This is a genomic window from Pandoraea thiooxydans, from assembly GCF_001931675.1.
GTDB classification, from domain to species: domain Bacteria; phylum Pseudomonadota; class Gammaproteobacteria; order Burkholderiales; family Burkholderiaceae; genus Pandoraea; species Pandoraea thiooxydans.
Genome location: NZ_CP014839.1, coordinates 1,039,357 through 1,056,907 on the forward strand (window position 1 = coordinate 1,039,357; position 17,551 = coordinate 1,056,907).

Sequence of the window (17,551 nt, forward strand, 5' to 3'; positions counted from 1 at the left end):
TCAGGATTCTGCATGCTGACTTCGATCATCGTGCGCGTGGTTCGGTTCTCGACACGGCACGCGTATCTGGTCATCGCCGCCTCGTTGTTGCTGGCGGCAGCGAGCTGCTTTTACGTGGCTTCTCATTTCGCCATCAATACCGACATATCCGGCCTGATCGACAGTCACACGCCGTGGGCTCAGCGCGACAAGGCCATCGATCGCGCTTTTCCGCAACGCTCGGATACCACGCTCGCGGTGATCGAATCGCCATCCGCAGAATTTGCCGACCGCGCGGCGGCCGAATTGGCCGCGAAACTGGCCGGCGAGCCGCAGTTCTTCCGGTCCGTCAGCCGGCCGGGCGCGGGCGAGTTTTTTGCGCGCAACGCGCTGCTGTTCGCCTCGCGCGACGATTTGGCGAGCCTGAGCAAAAAGCTGCTCGATGCCAAACCCTTGCTGAACCGGTTGGCCGGCGACCCGACGCTGACCGGTCTGGCCAATTTGCTGTCGGTCACGCTGCAAACGCCTTTGCTGACCGGTCAGGTGCATCTGTCCGACATGGCCGGGCTGCTGTCGCACAGCGCGGATACGGTCGACGCCGTGCTGGCCGGGCGTCCGGCGGGTCTGTCGTGGCGCACGCTGGTCGAGCCCGATGCGGTGCCGCGCAGCTTCGTCGAGGTGCAGCCGGTGCTGGACTATGCGGCGCTGGAGGCTGGCGCCGCCGCATCCGAGCGGATTCGCGCCACCGCCGAAGCGTTGCAGTTGCGGCAACGATACGGTGCGACGGTCCGCCTGACCGGCTCCCAACCGCTGGCCGACGAAGAATTCGGTTCGGTGGCACAAGGTGCGGTGCCCAACGCGATCGCCACCTTGCTGGCGGTGCTGGTGGTGCTGTGGCTGGCGGTGCGCTCGGGCAAGATGGTTATCGCGGTATTCATCACGCTGTTGGCCGGCCTGGCGGTGACGGCCGCGCTCGGCCTGTGGATGGTGGGCGCCCTGAACATGATTTCGGTGGCGTTTGCCGTCCTTTTCGTCGGCATCGGCGTCGATTTCGGTATCCAGTTTGCGGTGCGCTACCGGGAGGAGCGGCATCGGCACGGGGATCTCGACATGGCGTTGGCCAGCGCCGGACGGTCGATTGCGATGCCGTTGTCGCTGGCGGCGGCGGCCACCGCGGCGAGCTTCTTCTCGTTTTTGCCGACTCACTACCGGGGCGTGGCCGAACTGGGGCAGATCGCGGGCGTCGGCATTCTGTGCGTTGCGTTCCCTTCGAGCATTACTTTGCTGCCGGCGCTCATTCGCGTGCTGGGGCCGGTGAGCGAGCGTGTCGCGCCGGGATTTCGCTGGCTTGCGCCAGTCGACGATTTCACTCAGCGCCACCGTCGACCGTTGCTGTTCGGCACACTGGCGCTGGTGTTGGGGGGATTGCCGTTGCTGTTGCACCTGCGCTTCGATTTCAATCCGCTGCACCTGAAAGATCCGCATACCGAATCGATGGCGACGCTGCTCAAGCTGGCCGATTCGCCGCAAACCGGCGTCAACGACGTGCAGGTTCTGGCGCCGTCGCTGGCGGCCGCCGATGCCGACGCGGCCAGACTGCGCCGCGTGCCGCAGGTTGGGCAGGTCGTAACGCTGAGTAGCTTTGTGCCCCAGGATCAAGCGGAAAAACTCGCGGAGATTCAGTCGGTCGCCGCGCAGCTCCTGCCCGTGCTCGAGCAGGCGCCCGCCTCGCCCGCGCCGGACGAGGCGCGCGTGGCGGCGCTGCGTGTGGCCGCCAGCCAGCTGGAAAACGCCGCGCTCGACCATCCGGGGCCGGGCGCCGCGCAGGCCCAGCGCTTGGCTGCCGGGTTACGCAAGCTGGCGGCCGCCGACGCCGCCGCGCGCGACCGGGCCGAGCATGCGATTGCCGGTTCGTTGCGTCTGGCCCTGGCCGACCTGCGCCTGGCTCTGGAGCCTCAGCCGGTGACGCTGGCCAGCGTTCCGCCAGCGCTTGCCAGGCAGTGGCTCGCGGCCGACGGGCGCGCCCTGGTCAATATCTCGCCGAAGGTAGCGCCCGGTGCCGATCCGAACAATGACGCAATGCTGCGTGCGTTCAGCCGGGCGGTGTTGCAGGCGATGCCCGATGCGATCGGCGGCCCGATCTCGATTCTTTACTCGGCCAACACCATCATTCGTGCTTTCATCGAGGCGGGCATCCTGGCCCTGGTGACCATCACGCTCCTGCTGTGGCTGGCATTGCGCAATTTCGGCGACGTGTTGCGCACGCTCGTGCCTTTGCTGGTGTCGGCCGCCGTCACGCTGGAAATCTCGGTGCTGATCGGATTGCCACTGAATTTCGCCAACATCATCGCGCTGCCGTTGCTGCTCGGCGTCGGCGTGGCATTCAAGATTTATTACGTGATCGCCTGGCGCGCGGGCGGCACGCACTTGCTGCAATCGAGTCTGACGCAGGCCGTCATCCTGTCGGCGGCGACCACCGCCATTGCCTTCGGCAGCCTTTGGCTGTCGCACCACCCGGGCACTTCCAGCATGGGCAAGCTGCTGGCGCTGTCGCTGGCCTGCACGCTGATCGGTGCGGTGTTTTTTCAGCCGGTGCTGATGGGCAAGCCGCGCGCGCGGCGCTGAACCGGGCGGCCATGCCGAGGGGCCGCGCCGTCCGGCATGGCCCCCGGCATGATGCGCTGCGGCAAGCGCCGAGTGGATGATTCGCCGCTATCGACCTATGCTAGGGATGAAGTACTTCAACGGCACCTCGACAAGGAGGCTGGCATGGAACTTCATCTCGGTACGCATCATTTCACGCATCGCAGACCCGACTGGTCGGCCGCCGCAACGGCCGGCTTCGCCGCCTGCGCCTTCTTCTGCGCGGTGGAGATGCTGGCGGTGCTGCTGGTGACGGGGCAAAGCCCCTGGATACCGCCGCGCATGGTGGCGGCCATCTTGCTCGGCACGGGCGTCCTGCAACCGCCGGCGACCTTCGACGTGACGATCGTGGCCGCCGCACTGGCCGTTCACTTCGTGCTTGGCATCGGCCTGGGGCTCATCCTGGGGGCGATCGTCGCGCCGTTCCGGCTCGACTCCGACGTGGCAACCGTCTCGATTGCCGGCGGCGTGTTCGGTTTGGTGGTCTATCTGTTCAATTTCCATGTGATGACCGACGTTTTTCCCTGGTTCGCCGCCTCGCGCGGCTGGCTGATGCTTGCCGGCCATCTGGTATTCGGCGCGTTTGCCGGCTACATGTACTGGTTGCTTGCGCAGATCGACGAGCGGCCCAGAGCGCGGACTCTGGCGCGTCGCTAGCGCGATTTGCACGGAGCCCGCCTGCCTGTTGGCGCAGGCAAGCGGGCGGGGTTGGTCGTGGGCGGCGGTTTGATGTATAATCCGCCCCTAGCCGCATGACATTTGCCTAATTAAAAGAAAGTTTTTGCGCGCCATCTTGTTGGTTTCTGCAGTTCTCCTGCATATTCGCATTTCACGAATAACAAGTTTTTTCGCGCGCTTTTTCCTCTGCCAGCCCATTACCCGGTTTGCATTTTTCGTTCGTGTTGTCGACTGCGTCGTCAACCGGCCGAGGTAGATTTTCAGCGGGCGCGCAACACCCTCGGGTGCCGTGCCTGATTGCGGTAGAGCTGGCCTGCCAGTTCGCCCACTGCGGCTCGACGCCGTGCGGGTGACATGCATGGTCCGGCGTTTTATCGAACGAACGCCACCTTCGTCACGTATTTGCAAAACACGCCTGCGAAGATGCGCCGACTCAAGCGAGAAATTTGAACAAGATGAAATACACGAAATATCAAGATCTTCATTACCACGTCAGCGCGGTGCAGCGCGACAATGCGCGCTGGGACGCGTTCTACGAAATTCTGCAGCCGTGCGACACCGGCCTGAAGAAAGTCCGTACGTATCAGGTTCAGACCGCCTACGGTTTCGAGAGCCGGCATACGGCGCTCGACGACGCCGAGCGCAATGCCCGGGCCGACATCGAAGAAGGGATTGTGCGTTTTCACTGAGCCGGCTGGCGCGGCGCCCACCTTATATCGATCCCCTATTTATTCTCCTCGCGCCCATGCAATGGCACTGCAAACGCTTCGAATCACTCCAAGCCGATGAGTTGTACGGCATCCTGGCCGCTCGCGCCGCGGTATTCGTACTCGAGCAGCAATGCCTTTACGCCGATATCGACGGCAAGGACGAGCACGCGCTGCATGTCTTTGCGCAGGCGCCGGGCGAAGCCGGGCAGGCGGTCATTGCCGCTTACGCACGTTTGTTGCCGCCCGGCGTGTCTTATGCCGAGGCGTCGCTTGGCCGTGTTCTGACCACCGCCGGGCATCGCCGCACCGGCATGGGCCGCCAATTGGTGAGTTACGGGCTCGATTGCATTCGCTCCCATTGGCCCGGTAGTGCGGTACGTATTGCCGCTCAGGCGCACTTGCAGCGCTTTTACGAATCATTTGGTTTCGTCGCGGTCGGTGAGCCCTACGACGAAGACGGCATTGCCCATCTCGAAATGCTGCGGCGCGCCTGACGCCGGACGTCGCCAAGCCCGCGACGCCGCCGGGGCCGGCGCGTACAATAGCCCTTTTTCGCAGTTCCCCACGCATCTCTACATATGTCCCTGTTTTCCATTTCCGCCGCGCAACTGGCGTTTGGCCACGTTGCGCTGCTCGATCATGCCGAATTCTCGCTGGAGGCGGGCGAGCGCGTCGGCCTGATCGGACGCAACGGCGCCGGCAAGTCGTCTCTGCTGAAAATCGTCGCCGGCTTGATCGCTCCCGACGATGGTCAGATCACCCGGCAAAACGGCATCAGCACCGTCTACGTTCCGCAGGAGCCTGCGTTCGATGCGCAGCAGACGGTGTTCGACGCGGTCGCCAGCGGGCTCGGCGAGATGCACGTCACGCTGTCGGCCTACGAGCGGATTGCCGAAGAACTGGCGAGCAGCGGCGAGGGTGCCGAGCACGACGCGTTGCTCGCCGAGTTCACCGCTTTGCAGGCATCGCTCGATGCCACCGATGGCTGGCAGCTCAAAACGCGGGTCGAGACGACGCTGGCACAGCTCAAGCTCGATGGCCATGCGCGTGTGGGCACGCTCTCGGGCGGGCAGCAAAAGCGCGTGGCGCTTGCGCAGGCGCTGGTGGCGCGCCCCGACGTGCTGCTGCTCGACGAGCCGACCAATCACCTCGACTTCGATTCGATCCGCTGGCTCGAGGAGCTGCTGCTGGGTTTTCGAGGCAGTCTGTTGTTCATTACCCACGACCGCAGTTTTCTTGATCGCGTGGCAACGCGCATCGTCGAACTCGACCGCGGCCGGCTGCTGTCCTATCCAGGCAATTTTTCCAAGTATCAGGAACGCAAGGCGCAACAACTCGCGGCCGAGCAGGTCGAGAACGAGAAATTCGACAAGTTGTTATCGCAGGAAGAGGTTTGGATCCGCAAGGGCGTCGAGGCGCGCCGCACGCGCAGCGTGTCGCGCATCGAGCGCTTGCTGCAGATGCGCCGCGAGCGCGCCGCGCGCCGCGAGGCCCAGGGCAACGTCAAGCTCGATATCGCCCAGGCGGACCGCTCCGGCAAGGTAATTGCCGAACTGGTCAACGTCAGCAAGTCGTTCGGCACGCGCTGCGTGGTCCGAGATTTTTCGGCCACCCTGATGCGTGGCGACAAGGTCGGCATCATCGGGCCCAACGGTGCCGGCAAGACGACCCTGCTGAAAATCATTCTCGGCCAGTTGACGCCCGATGCCGGCCAGGTGCGCAATGGCACCAATCTGCAGATCGCCTATTTCGACCAGATGCGCGCGCAGCTCGACCCGGAGCGTTCGCTGGTCGACACCATCAGTCCCGGCAGCGACTGGATCGAGATCAACGGCGCGCGCAAGCACGTCATGAGCTATCTGGGCGATTTTCTGTTCTCGCCCGAGCGGGCCCGCTCGCCGGTGCGCTCGCTCTCGGGCGGTGAGCGCAATCGCTTGCTGCTGGCCCGGCTGTTCGCCAAGCCTGCGAACGTGCTGGTGCTCGACGAGCCGACCAACGACCTGGATATTCCGACGCTCGAGTTGCTCGAGGAGCTGCTCGAGGATTTCGCCGGAACGGTGTTTCTGGTCAGCCACGATCGCGCTTTTCTCGACAACGTCGTGACCTCGGTCATCGCCGCCGAGGGCGACGGCCGGTGGCGGGAGTATGTGGGCGGATTCAGCGACTGGCAGGTGCAGTCGGCGCGCGCCCAGGCGCTGGCGGCCGCCGACGAGGCCAGCGCCAAGCCCGCTGCGAAAGAAGATGCCAAGGTCCCGCGCGGCGCCAATCGCACGGTCAAGCTCAGCTATAAGGAGCAGCGCGAGCTCGACACGCTGCCCGAGCAAATCGCCGCACTGGAGAGCGAGCAAAAGACCATCGCCGCGCAGTTGGAGGACGGCAGCGTGTTCGCCGCCGATCCGCAGCGCGGCACCGCACTGAGCGAGCGGCATGAGCAAATCGAGCTGGCGCTGCTCGATGCGCTCGAGCGCTGGGAGGCACTGGAGAGCAAGCGTCGTGGGGAAAACGGCTGAGTCTCCCGTAGAATAGGCGCGCCGAACCGGGCACCGAATCTGCCCAGATTCCGGGCGCAACATGGAACGCTTTGATTCCATGATGGTTTTGAGAAATTTCAACGGGTTTTCCCCGCACTTGTCCACACGCGCTGTGGACAAGTGCGATGAGATCCCGGATCGTCCGTCAAGAAAAAACATGTCGAAGAAAACGTCATCCGCGCAATACAGCGAAGCGTCGATCAAGGTGCTCAAGGGACTCGAGCCGGTCAAGCAACGGCCGGGCATGTACACCCGCACCGAGAATCCGCTGCATATCGTTCAGGAAGTGATCGACAACGCCTCGGACGAGGCGCTGGGCGGCTACGGCAATCAGATCGAAGTCACGCTGCACAAAGACGGCAGTGTCAGCGTCGAGGATGACGGGCGGGGCATCCCCGTCGGCCCGCACCCGGAAGAGCGGGTGCCGGTGGTCGAGATCGTCTATACCCGATTGCACGCCGGCGGCAAGTTCGATAAGGCCGCCGGCGGCGCCTACACTTTCTCTGGCGGCCTGCACGGCGTCGGCGTCTCGGTCACCAATGCGTTGTCGACCCGCCTGGCGGTCACCGTCTGGCGCGATGGCCAGGTCTCGGACATCGCCTTTGCCGGTGGCGAGGTAAGCGAGGCGCTGCGCTCGCGCCCCCTTGCGCGCGGCGAGAAAAAAAGCGGCACGCGCGTGACGGTCTGGCCTGACCCCAAGTATTTCGACGCGAATCATATTCCATTGCCCGACTTGCAACGCCTGCTGCGCTCGAAGGCCGTGCTGCTGCCCGGCGTGCGCGTGCGGCTGCGCAATGAAAAAAATGGCGATCAGCAGGAGTGGTGCTATGAGCATGGCTTGCGCGGCTATCTGCTGGAAGCGCTCAATGGCGCCGAGCCGTTGATTCCCCTGTTCGAGGGCGAGCGCTTTGCCGATGCGAACGAAGAGAGTTTTGCCGAGGGTGAGGGCGCGGCCTGGGTCGTGGCCTGGAGCGAAGACGGCGCGCTGGTGCGCGAATCGTATGTCAACCTGATTCCCACGCCGGCCGGCGGTACTCATGAAGCAGGGCTGCGCGACGGGTTGTTCCAGGCCGTGAAGAACTTCGTCGAGTTGCACGGCTTGCAGCCCAAGGGCGTCAAGGTGCTGCCCGAAGACGTCTTCTCGCGCGTGTCGTTCGTGCTGTCGGCCAAAGTGCTCGACCCGCAATTCCAGGGGCAGATCAAGGAGCGCCTGAATAGCCGGGACGCCGTGCGTCTGGTATCGACCTTCACTCGTCCGGCGCTGGAATTGTGGCTCAACCAGCACGTCGAGCACGGCAAGAAGCTGGCCGAACTGGTGATACGCCAGGCGCAGGCGCGCACGCGCGCCGGGCAGAAGATCGAGAAGCGCAAGAGTTCGGGGGTGGCGGTGCTGCCCGGCAAGCTGACCGACTGCGAGTCGGAAGACATCGCGCGCAATGAACTTTTCCTGGTCGAGGGCGATTCGGCCGGCGGCTCGGCCAAGATGGGCCGCGACAAGGAGTTTCAAGCGATCCTGCCGTTGCGCGGCAAGGTGCTCAACACGTGGGAGACCGAGCGCGACCGGCTGTTCGCCAATAACGAAGTGCACGATATCGCCGTGGCCATCGGGGTCGACCCGCATGGCCAGGGCCAGGAAGCGGATCTGTCGAATTTGCGTTACGGCAAGATCTGCATTTTGTCGGATGCCGACGTCGACGGCTCGCATATCCAGGTCTTGCTGCTGACCCTGTTCTTCCGTCACTTCCCGCAATTGATCGCGCGTGGCCACGTGTTCGTCGCTCGCCCGCCGCTGTACCGGGTCGATGCGCCGGCGCGCGGCAAGAAGCCGGTCCAGAAGCTGTATGCGCTCGACGAGGGCGAACTCGAGGCGATCCTGGACAAGTTGCGCAAGGAGGGCGTGCGCGAGGCCAGTTGGGCGATCAGCCGATTCAAGGGGCTGGGCGAGATGAGCGCGGAGCAATTGTGGGAGACCACCATGAATCCCGACACCCGTCGCCTGAGCCCGGTCACGCTGGGCGAACTCGACTTCAGCACGACCGTCGCGCGCATGAATATGTTGATGGGCAAGGGCGAAGCGGCGGCGCGCCGCAGCTGGCTCGAAGAGAAAGGCAACGAGGCGCAAGCCGACATCTGAGCGACTGGCCGGATCTTCTCCCCGATTTCTGAAAATGCACAGCTGATTTATGGAACAACAAGACATTCTTTTCGAGCCGAATGCCGATGCCCTGACGCTCGGCGCTTATGCCGAACGCGCCTACCTCGACTATGCGGTCAGCGTGGTCAAGGGGCGTGCGCTGCCCGACGTTTGCGATGGGCAAAAGCCGGTGCAGCGCCGTATCCTGTTCGCGATGAACGAGATGGGGCTGGCGGCCGACGCCAAGCCGGTCAAGTCGGCGCGCGTGGTCGGCGATGTGCTGGGCAAGTTCCATCCGCACGGCGACCAGTCGGCCTACGACGCACTGGTGCGTCTGGCCCAGGGGTTCTCGATGCGCTATCCGCTGATCGACGGCCAGGGCAATTTCGGCTCGCGCGACGGCGATGGCGCGGCGGCCATGCGCTACACCGAAGCGCGACTGACGCCGATCGCGCGCCTGTTGCTCGACGAAATCGATGCCGGCACGGTCGATTTCGTGCCCAACTATGACGGCTCGACCGAGGAGCCCAAGACTCTGCCGGCGCGCCTGCCGTTCGTGCTGCTCAATGGCGCTTCCGGCATTGCGGTGGGGCTGGCGACCGAAATCCCGTCGCACAACCTGCGCGAAGTGGCCGACGCGACGATCGCGTTGATTCGCAATCCGAAGCTCGATTCGGGCGACTTGCTGGAATACATCAGCGCGCCCGATTTCCCGGGCGGCGGCCAGATCATTTCGAGCCCGGCCGATATCCGCGCAGCCTACGAGACCGGGCGCGGCAGCCTGAAAGTGCGGGCGCGCTGGAAAATCGAGGAGCTGGCACGCGGCCAGTGGCAGTTGGTGGTGCACGAGTTGCCGCCCAACGCTTCCTGCCAGAAGGTGCTCGAAGAGATCGAGGAAATCACCAACCCGAAGGTCAAGCTCGGCAAAAAGTCGCTCACGCCCGAGCAAACACAGCTCAAGCAAAGCGTGCTGGCGCTGCTCGACGCGGTGCGCGACGAGTCCGGCAAGAATGCGCCGGTCAGGCTGGTGTTCGAGCCGAAGTCGAGCCGGATCGATCAGACCGAGTTCGTCAATGCGCTGCTGGCGCACACCAGCATGGAGTCGAACGCGGCGATCAATCTTGTGATGGTCGGCGCCGACGGCCGGCCGCGCCAGAAGTCGCTGCGCGACATTCTGAGCGAATGGATCGGCTTTCGCTTCGTCACGGTCACACGCCGTACACAGCATCGGCTCGGCAAGGTGGACGACCGCATCCACATCCTGGAAGGCCGCCTGACGGTCTTCCTCAACATCGACGAGGTGATTCGCATCATCCGCGAATCCGACGAGCCCAAGGCGGCGCTGATCGCCGCTTTCCGCCTCAGCGAGCGGCAGGCCGAGGACATTCTCGAAATCCGCTTGCGCCAATTGGCCCGCCTCGAAGCGATCAAGCTCGAACAGGAGCTGGCGGCGCTGCGCGACGAGAAGGCCAGGCTGGAAGAACTGTTGGCCAGCGAGACGGCGATGAAGCGGCTCATCATCAAGGAGATCGAGGCCGACGCCAAGCAGTTCGGCGACGCGCGCCGCACGCTGATCCAGGAGGAAAAGCGCGCCACGCTGGAGACGCGCGTGGTCGACGAGCCGGTCACCGTGGTGGTGTCGCAAAAGGGCTGGTTGCGTACCCAAAAGGGGCACGGCCTCGATCAGCAGCAATTCGGCTTCAAAAGCGGCGACGCGCTGTATGGCGCATTCGAGTGCCGCACGGTCGATCAACTGATCGCCTGGGGCAGCACCGGCCGGGTCTACTCGGTGCCGGTTTCGGCGTTGCCCGGCGGACGCGGTGACGGGGTGCCGATGACCTCGCTGATCGAACTGGAGCCCGGCTCGCATCTGACGCATTATTTCGCTGGGCCGGCCGAACAGGTGCTGATGCTGGCGACCAGCGCCGGCTTTGGCTTCACCGCGCGAATTGGCGACATGGTCAGCCGCGTCAAGGCCGGCAAGGCGTTCATGACGATCGACGATGGTGCCGTGCCGCTGCGGCCGACGCCCGTGTGGCATGGCGCACATCAACTGGCGTGCCTGTCGGCCGACGGGCGTGTGCTGGTGTGCGAGCTGGACGAAATCAAGGCGCTTGGCGGCGGCGGGCGCGGGCTCACGCTGATCGGCCTCGACGGCAAGGAGACCCTGCTGCAGGCCCTGCCGATCGGTCCGGGCGGGCTGGTGCTGTTTGGCTTGGGCCGCGGCGGCAAGCCGCAACAGGCGACGCTCGCCGGCGAAGCGCTGACGCCGCACCTCGGCAAGCGCGCGCGCCGGGGCCGCACGCCGGCAACAAAATTCAAGGTGACCGATCTGATGCCGGTGTTGCCGAAAGTGGCGCCGGGGACGACAGCCACGCCCTGATGCTCGACCCTATCCCCCCATTTTTCGGAGGCATGCCATGAAGTTGTACGCGCTGAGTCTTTTTCTGCATCTCACCAGTGTCACCGTCTGGGTCGGCGGAATGTTCTTCGCTTACCTCTGTCTGCGCCCCGCCGCATCCAGCCTGAAACCGGAGCAACGCCTGCCGTTGTGGGAGGCCGCGCTGGGGCGCTTTCTGAATTGGGTTGGTATTGCCGTCGTGTTGATTCTGCTCTCGGGCCTCTACATGATGATGGCGATGGGACCCGCCAACACGCCCTGGCCGATTCATGCGATGGCGGGCCTGGGGATTGTCATGATGCTGGCGTTCGGGCATGCGCGTTTTGCTTCCTATCGGCGCCTGCGCCGCGCAGTGCAGGCGCAGAACTGGCCGGACGGCGCCCGCGCACTGGACGGCGTGCGCCGGATCGTAGCCTTCAATCTGGTGTTGGGCTTTATCGTGATCGCGCTGGCGGCCGCCATTCGCGGCTGAGCGCATTGAAGACGGTGAAGACGGGCGCCGACGCCCCAAGCGGGACGCCGGCGCAGCGACGCTAGCGGGCGCCAGGCAGCGCCGGCAGGATTTCTCCGCGACATTCGCCGAAGCCGACCCGGTAGCCGTCGCCCTGGCACCAGCCGACCAGCGTCAATTCGTCGCCGTCCTCGATGAAGGTGCGGGACTCACCGCTATCGAGCGTCAGCGGATGCTTGCCGCCCCACGTTATTTCCAGCAGGCTGCCGTAGGAATCGGGCGTCGGGCCGCTGATCGTGCCCGAGCCCATCAAATCGCCCACGCGCGTATTGCATCCCGAGACCGTGTGATGCGCGAGCTGCTGGGCCATGGTCCAGTACATGTACTTGAAATTCGTGCGCGAGATGGTGCTTGCCCGAGCTGCCTGCGCCGGACGCATGCGCACCTCGAGATGAATGTCGAAGCCGTGCTGGCCGGCATGGCGCAGATACGGCAGCGGCTGCGGCGATTGCTCGGGCTGCGCGACGCGAAATGGCTCGAGCGCGTCGAGCGTGACGATCCATGGCGAAATCGTGGTGGCGAACGTCTTGGCGTTGAATGGGCCGAGCGGCACGTATTCCCATTGCTGGATATCGCGCGCGCTCCAGTCGTTGAGCAGCACCATGCCGAAAATATGCTGCTCGGCGTCCTCGCACGCGATCGGCTCGCCCAGCGCATTGCCCTGGCCTACGATGAAGCCGGTTTCCAGTTCGATATCCAGGCGGCGGCACGGGCCGAACGCCGGGCGCTCCTGATCCGGCAATTTGATCTGCCCGTTGGGGCGCCGCACCGGCGTGCCGCTGACCACCACCGACGAGGCCCGGCCGTTGTAGCCGATGGGGATCTCCAGCCAGTTCGGCAGCAGTGCGTTCTTCGGGTCGCGAAACATCGCGCCGACATTGGTCGCATGTTCTTTCGACGAGTAGAAATCGGTGTAACCGGGAATCTCCACCGGCAGATGCAGGGCGGCCACCGCTTGCTTGACCAGGGCACGCTCGCGCAGCGCGCTGTTGTCGCGCAGCGTGGCGGTGCCTTCGCGCAGCAGGCGGCTCAGTTGCAGACGGGTGTCGCGCCAGGCGGCGCGGCCCAGGGCGATGAAGGGGTTGAGTGTGGCCGCGGCGAACACCGGCTGCTCGGCGCCGGGCGGGCTCACCAGCCCGGCGGCCTCGAGCGCGGCCAGATCGACGATGACCTCGCCAATGGCCACACCGACGCGCGGCTGCGGGTCGTCGGCCGTGGAGAAAATGCCGAACGGCAGGTTCTGGATCGGGAAATCGCAGGACGGATCGTTGGCGCTGCTGATCCAGCTCTTCAGTTTGGGGTCGTGGGTTTCGTTCAACAATGTCATCGGCGCGTCTCTTATTTCGCGTTCGGGTTGAAGTGCTTGCGCAAGCCTTGCCAGCATTCGAAGTAGTCCTGCTGCCGCAACGGCGTATCGAGCGCGAAGCGGGTCGGATGAATCACGGCGCGCGTCTCGAACATGAAGGCCATGGTGTTGTCGACCTTGTGGGGCCGCGTGGTGTCGCTATGGCTGGCGTTCTCGAACGTCTCGGCGTCGGGGCCGTGACCGCTCATGCAATTATGCAAGCTCGCGCCGCCCGGCACAAAGCCCTCGGCCTTGGCGTCGTAGGCGCCTTTGATCAGGCCCATGAACTCGCTGGCGATATTGCGATGGAACCAGGGCGGGCGGAAAGTATTTTCGGCGGCCAGCCAGCGCGGCGGGAAAATCACGAAATCGATGGTGTCGACCCCCGGGGTGTCACTGGGCGCCTGCAATACCAGGAAGATCGACGGATCGGGGTGATCGTAGCTGATCGAGCCGATCGTGTTGAAGTGGCGCAAATCATATTTGTAGGGGGCGTAATTGCCGTGCCATGCGACCACGTCCAGCGGCGAATGGTCGATCTCGGCGCGCCACAGGTTGCCGCTGAATTTCGCCACCAGCTCGAATTTGCCCTCGCGATCTTCATACCAGGCCTGCGGCGTGAGAAAGTCGCGCGGATTGGCCAGGCCGTTCGAGCCGATCACGCCCAGGTCGGGCAGGCGCAGCAACGCGCCGTAATTTTCACAAATGTAGCCGCGCGCCGCGCCGTCCGGCAGTTCGACGCGAAAGCGCACGCCTCGGGGAATCACTGCGATTTCGAGCGGCTCGATGTCGAGCCGTCCGAGTTCGGTGGCGATATGCAGGCGGCCCTCTTGCGGTACCACCAGCAGTTCGCCGTCGGCGTTGTAGAAGAAGCGATCCTGCATCGAACGGTTGGCTGCGTACCAGTGGATCGCGCAGCCGCTCATGGCTTCGGGCGCGCCGTTGCCGGCCATCGTCACCCACCCGTCGATGAAGTCGGTGGGGGCGTCGGGAATCGGCAGCGGGTTCCAGCGCAGCTGATTGGGCGGCGTGGCCACGTCGCCGAAGCGGCTCACGATGCGATCGTTGGGCAATGGTACGAACGGCTGGTGCATGGCGGCCGGACGGATACGATAGAGCCACGAGCGGCGGTTATGGCTGCGCGGCGCGGTGAATGCGGCGCCGTTGAGTTGCTCGGCATACAGACCGTAAGGCGCTTGCTGCGGCGAGTTGCGCCCGATCGGCAACGCGCCAGGCAATGCCTCGGTCGCGAATTCGTTGCCGAAGCCGGACTGATAGCCGGCGGTCTGCGCTGCCACGGGCAATGCCACTTCGTTCGGTGAGACCTGATTCATCAGCGGTTCTCCTGATCAAAAATAGAGACTCCCCGGCACGCGCCGGACGTCGATGACGCTATTTTCGTCCAGTTGACCTATCTTCGTGCAAAAAATGAGAAAATAACTCTTATTGATTTCATGAATAATGGTCATGCGCGAACTCCGGGATGTCGATCTGAATTTGCTGGTGGTGTTCCAGGCGCTCTATCAGGAGCGGCAGGTGTCGCTGGTGGCGCGCCGCCTGGGTTTGTCGCAACCGGCGGTCAGCAATGCGCTGGCGAGATTGCGCAAAACGTTCAATGACGAGCTGTTCGTCCGTTCGCCGCAGGGCATGCTGCCGACCCCGCTGACGGCGACGCTGGCCGACCCCATCGCGGTCGCGCTCGAGAACGTGGCGCGCGCGCTCAATCATGAGGAACGTTTCGATCCGGGCACCAGCCGCCGGCAGTTCACTCTGGCCATGAGCGACGTCGGCGAGATTTACTTCATGCCGGCACTGGCGCAACTGTGCCGAGCCAGCGCGCCCGGCGTGAGTCTGCAGACGGTGCGGGTGGCCAGCCAGGCGCTGGGCGAGGCGATGGCCGCCGGCCGGATCGACCTGGCGATCGGCGCTTTCGAGCGCCGCTCGGACGCGCTGTTTCAGCGCCGCCTGTTCACCCAGTCTTATCTGAGCCTGTTCCGCGCCGGTCATCCGCTCGACGGCAGGCCGCTGACCCGCAAGGCGTTTGCCGCGGCCGAGCATCTGTTCGTCACGGGGCAGGACGATCCCTACGATCGCCTGAACGCTCATCTGGAGAAAATCGGCATTGCGGCGAGTGCCAAATTCCGGGTGCCGAACCTGATCGCCGTGCCGTTTATCGTCGGCAGCACCGATCTGGTCGTGACCGTGCCGCAAAAGTTGGCCGAACGCGTGGCCGAGCCGTTCGGCCTGCGCCATGCGGCGCCGCCAATACCGCTGCCGGCGCTGCAGACGCATATCTTCTGGCATCGGCGCGCGCATCAGGACCCCGGCAATCAGTGGCTGCGGCAATTACTGGCCGACAACTTCGCGCAATGACGCGGCGTCAATGCGCCGCATGCTCCGCGCATAGCTCGACGAAGGCTCGCACCAGCGGGCTCGGATCGTCCTGCCGACGCGCCAGCAGGAGTGGCGAGACGGCGTCGGGGTCGGACAGCCGGACGTAGCGCACCCCGTCGATCTGAATGCACTGGATGGCGGCCGGCAAGATCGAAATTCCGAGTCCGGTCGCGGCCAGAGCGACGATCGTGGTGGATTCGCGCGCTTCCTGCACGATGGTCGGCGTGTACCCGGCGCGCTCGCACATCTGCACGATCTTGTGATGGATGGCGGTGCCCGAGCCGCGCGGATGCAGGATGAAGCGCTCCGCGCGCAGTTCGCGAACCGCCACTGTCCGGCGGCCGGCCAGCGGATGATCGCGATGCAGGACCAAGACCAGTGCCTCGTTGCTCAACACGGAGAATTGCACCGAGGGCGCCGGCCCGATGTGCTCGGGGCGGCGCACCAGGCCGATATCCAGCTGGCGCTGCTCGATCGCCTGCACCTGAAGCGACGACGGCATTTCATGCAGCGTCAGCGTCACTTGGGCAAATCGCTTGCGATAGGCGCTGAGCACCTGCTGGAGCAGCGATGTGAAAGGCGACGAGGTGGTGAAGCCGATGCGCAACTCGCCGCTCTCGCAGCCGGTGACGCTGCGTGCCTGGTGGGCGGCGCTCTCGACATCCGCCAGGATTGCCTCGGCCCGCGCCAGGAAAATGCGGCCGGCGTCGGTGAGGAAGACCCGGCGGCGCGTGCGCTCGAACAGCGTCACGCCCAGTTCCTGTTCGAGCGCCCGGATCTGCATGCTCAACGGCGGTTGGCCGATATTGAGCTTGGCCGCCGCGCGGGAGAAGTGCAGCTCGCGCGCGACGGTCACGAAATAACGAAGATGGCGCAGTTCCACTGATATTTTTTATATATTGAAAAGCGGTGAAAATATATATTGGACTGAAATTAAGCACAACTTTAATATAGTCCGTTATCGTCTTCATCGCAGCGTGCGCATGTCGTCCCTTCCCACCGATTCGTTTGCTCCGTCCGGCGCGACACCGCCAGCCGGAGTCACGCGCGGCACGCGGCGTTATACCCACATCAGCTGGGCAATGTTCTTCGGTGGTTTCGCGACCTTTGCACAGCTTTATTGCATGCAGTCGCTGTTGCCGTTGCTGGCGACACATTTCGATATCACGCCAGCGCGCAGCAGTCTGGCGGTGTCGGCATCCACGCTGACCATGGCGGGCGGCCTGCTGGTGACCTGCCTGCTGTCGGACAGCATCAGCCGCAAGCGACTGATGTGCGCGGCGCTGTTCAGTTCGTCGCTGCTGACTATCGTCTCGGCCTTCACACCCGGCTTCGCTTCGCTGATCGCGATATGCGCGCTCAAGGGACTGGCACTGTCGGGGCTGCCTGCGATCGCCATGGCTTATCTGAGCGAGGAAGTCGAACACGGCTCGCTGGGCATGTCGATGGGCCTGTACATCAGCGGCAATATTCTGGGCGGCATGGTCGGGCGCGTCGGCTCGGCGTTGTTGGCCGACGTATTTTCCTGGCGCGTCGCGGTGGCTGTGATCGGCGTGAGCTGCTTTCTGATGAGCCTGCAGTTCGTACGAGGCCTGCCGCCGTCGCAGCGCTTTACGCCGCGCCGCGCGCCGGTGAGCGACATCGTGCGCCAGGCCCGGCGTCATCTGAAGGATCCGGCACTGCTGGGTTTGTACCTGTTCGCCGGATTGATGATGGGCAGTTTCGTCAGCGTCTATAACTACCTCGGCTTTCGTCTGGAGGCGCCGCCGTTCGGCCTGCCGCAGGCCGTGATCGGCATGATTTTTTCGATGTACCTGATCGGCGTGATGGGTTCGTTCATTGCCGGGCCGCTGTCCGACCGGCTCGGACGGCACCGCATGCTGTGGCTGCTCGTGGCACTGGCTCTGTGCGGGTTGCTGCTGACCCTGTCGCAACAGTTGGGGTGGGTCATCGGCGGGCTGGCGCTATTTACGTTTGGATTCTTCGGAGGCCATACGGTCGCCAGCAGCTGGGTCGGTCAGCATGCCCGCGAAGGCCGCGCCGCTGCATCGGCCTTGTATCTCTTCTTCTACTACATGGGGTCGACCGTGCTGGGCACTTACACGGGCGTCGTGATGCATGGCTCGGGCTGGCATGGCGTGGTTGCCCTGTTGAGCGTCGCATTGCTGATTTCGCTGGCGGTATCGCTGGCCATGCGCCGCGCCTTTATGCGCAAGGGGTGACTC

General features: G+C 64.4%; 13 protein-coding genes. 10 read left to right on the plus strand and 3 right to left on the minus strand.

Annotation, left to right across the window (positions count from 1 at the left end; translation table 11 throughout):
* Window positions 1-12: 12 nt before the first annotated feature.
* From hpnN to PATSB16_RS04745, 8 genes are all read left to right on the plus strand, one after another.
* Complete coding sequence (gene hpnN / locus PATSB16_RS04710) at window positions 13-2,604, plus strand: hopanoid transporter HpnN (protein WP_047212855.1); 2,592 nt, start codon at window positions 13-15, stop codon at window positions 2,602-2,604.
* 144 nt (window positions 2,605-2,748) lie between these two features.
* On the plus strand, window positions 2,749-3,279 hold the full coding sequence (locus PATSB16_RS04715; protein WP_047212856.1) for a hypothetical protein: 531 nt from the start codon (window positions 2,749-2,751) through the stop codon (window positions 3,277-3,279).
* Between the two features lie 476 nt (window positions 3,280-3,755).
* Window positions 3,756-3,989 (plus strand): hypothetical protein, encoded by a 234-nt coding sequence (locus PATSB16_RS04720; RefSeq protein ID WP_047212857.1) that lies wholly within the window; start codon window positions 3,756-3,758, stop codon window positions 3,987-3,989.
* 56 nt (window positions 3,990-4,045) lie between these two features.
* On the plus strand, window positions 4,046-4,504 hold the full coding sequence (locus PATSB16_RS04725) for a GNAT family N-acetyltransferase (RefSeq protein ID WP_047212858.1): 459 nt from the start codon (window positions 4,046-4,048) through the stop codon (window positions 4,502-4,504).
* Between the two features lie 84 nt (window positions 4,505-4,588).
* Window positions 4,589-6,520 carry an ATP-binding cassette domain-containing protein gene (locus tag PATSB16_RS04730; protein WP_047212859.1) on the plus strand — a complete coding sequence of 644 codons (1,932 nt, stop codon included), beginning with the start codon at window positions 4,589-4,591 and terminating at the stop codon, window positions 6,518-6,520.
* Window positions 6,521-6,698: 178 nt separating this feature from the next.
* Window positions 6,699-8,675 (plus strand): DNA topoisomerase IV subunit B, encoded by a 1,977-nt coding sequence (locus PATSB16_RS04735; protein WP_047212860.1) that lies wholly within the window; start codon window positions 6,699-6,701, stop codon window positions 8,673-8,675.
* Between the two features lie 49 nt (window positions 8,676-8,724).
* Window positions 8,725-11,058 carry a DNA topoisomerase IV subunit A gene (gene parC, locus PATSB16_RS04740; protein WP_047212861.1) on the plus strand — a complete coding sequence of 778 codons (2,334 nt, stop codon included), beginning with the start codon at window positions 8,725-8,727 and terminating at the stop codon, window positions 11,056-11,058.
* A gap of 37 nt (window positions 11,059-11,095) precedes the next feature.
* Window positions 11,096-11,548 (plus strand): CopD family protein, encoded by a 453-nt coding sequence (locus PATSB16_RS04745; protein ID WP_047212862.1) that lies wholly within the window; start codon window positions 11,096-11,098, stop codon window positions 11,546-11,548.
* Window positions 11,549-11,609: 61 nt separating this feature from the next.
* Here the strand turns inward: PATSB16_RS04745 and fahA are convergent, their stop codons facing one another.
* Window positions 11,610-12,914, minus strand: coding sequence for a fumarylacetoacetase (gene fahA / locus PATSB16_RS04750; RefSeq protein WP_047212863.1), 1,305 nt, complete (start codon window positions 12,912-12,914; stop codon window positions 11,610-11,612).
* A gap of 11 nt (window positions 12,915-12,925) precedes the next feature.
* Window positions 12,926-14,266 (minus strand): homogentisate 1,2-dioxygenase, encoded by a 1,341-nt coding sequence (gene hmgA / locus PATSB16_RS04755; protein ID WP_047212864.1) that lies wholly within the window; start codon window positions 14,264-14,266, stop codon window positions 12,926-12,928.
* 133 nt (window positions 14,267-14,399) lie between these two features.
* Here hmgA and PATSB16_RS04760 point away from each other — a divergent pair, with 133 nt between their 5' ends.
* A complete protein-coding gene (locus tag PATSB16_RS04760; RefSeq protein ID WP_206093670.1) occupies window positions 14,400-15,305 on the plus strand; it encodes a LysR family transcriptional regulator in 906 nt (301 codons plus the stop codon).
* A gap of 7 nt (window positions 15,306-15,312) precedes the next feature.
* Here the strand turns inward: PATSB16_RS04760 and PATSB16_RS04765 are convergent, their stop codons facing one another.
* A complete protein-coding gene (locus PATSB16_RS04765; protein ID WP_047212866.1) occupies window positions 15,313-16,209 on the minus strand; it encodes a LysR family transcriptional regulator in 897 nt (298 codons plus the stop codon).
* Window positions 16,210-16,309: 100 nt separating this feature from the next.
* Here PATSB16_RS04765 and PATSB16_RS04770 point away from each other — a divergent pair, with 100 nt between their 5' ends.
* Entirely contained in the window at window positions 16,310-17,548 is a 1,239-nt protein-coding gene (locus PATSB16_RS04770; RefSeq protein ID WP_047212867.1) for an MFS transporter, read from the plus strand.
* Window positions 17,549-17,551 lie beyond the last annotated feature (3 nt).

Coding starts and splice junctions, on each gene's coding strand:
- PATSB16_RS04715 (WP_047212856.1), top strand. CDS start 2,749: ATGGAACTTCATCTCGGTACGCATCATTTCACGCATCGCAGACCCGAC.
- PATSB16_RS04735 (WP_047212860.1), top strand. CDS start 6,699: ATGTCGAAGAAAACGTCATCCGCGCAATACAGCGAAGCGTCGATCAAG.
- hpnN (WP_047212855.1), top strand. CDS start 13: ATGCTGACTTCGATCATCGTGCGCGTGGTTCGGTTCTCGACACGGCAC.
- hmgA (WP_047212864.1), bottom strand. CDS start 14,266: ATGAATCAGGTCTCACCGAACGAAGTGGCATTGCCCGTGGCAGCGCAG.
- PATSB16_RS04770 (WP_047212867.1), top strand. CDS start 16,310: ATGTCGTCCCTTCCCACCGATTCGTTTGCTCCGTCCGGCGCGACACCG.
- fahA (WP_047212863.1), bottom strand. CDS start 12,914: ATGACATTGTTGAACGAAACCCACGACCCCAAACTGAAGAGCTGGATC.
- PATSB16_RS04720 (WP_047212857.1), top strand. CDS start 3,756: ATGAAATACACGAAATATCAAGATCTTCATTACCACGTCAGCGCGGTG.
- PATSB16_RS04730 (WP_047212859.1), top strand. CDS start 4,589: ATGTCCCTGTTTTCCATTTCCGCCGCGCAACTGGCGTTTGGCCACGTT.
- PATSB16_RS04745 (WP_047212862.1), top strand. CDS start 11,096: ATGAAGTTGTACGCGCTGAGTCTTTTTCTGCATCTCACCAGTGTCACC.
- PATSB16_RS04725 (WP_047212858.1), top strand. CDS start 4,046: ATGCAATGGCACTGCAAACGCTTCGAATCACTCCAAGCCGATGAGTTG.
- PATSB16_RS04760 (WP_206093670.1), top strand. CDS start 14,400: ATGCGCGAACTCCGGGATGTCGATCTGAATTTGCTGGTGGTGTTCCAG.
- parC (WP_047212861.1), top strand. CDS start 8,725: ATGGAACAACAAGACATTCTTTTCGAGCCGAATGCCGATGCCCTGACG.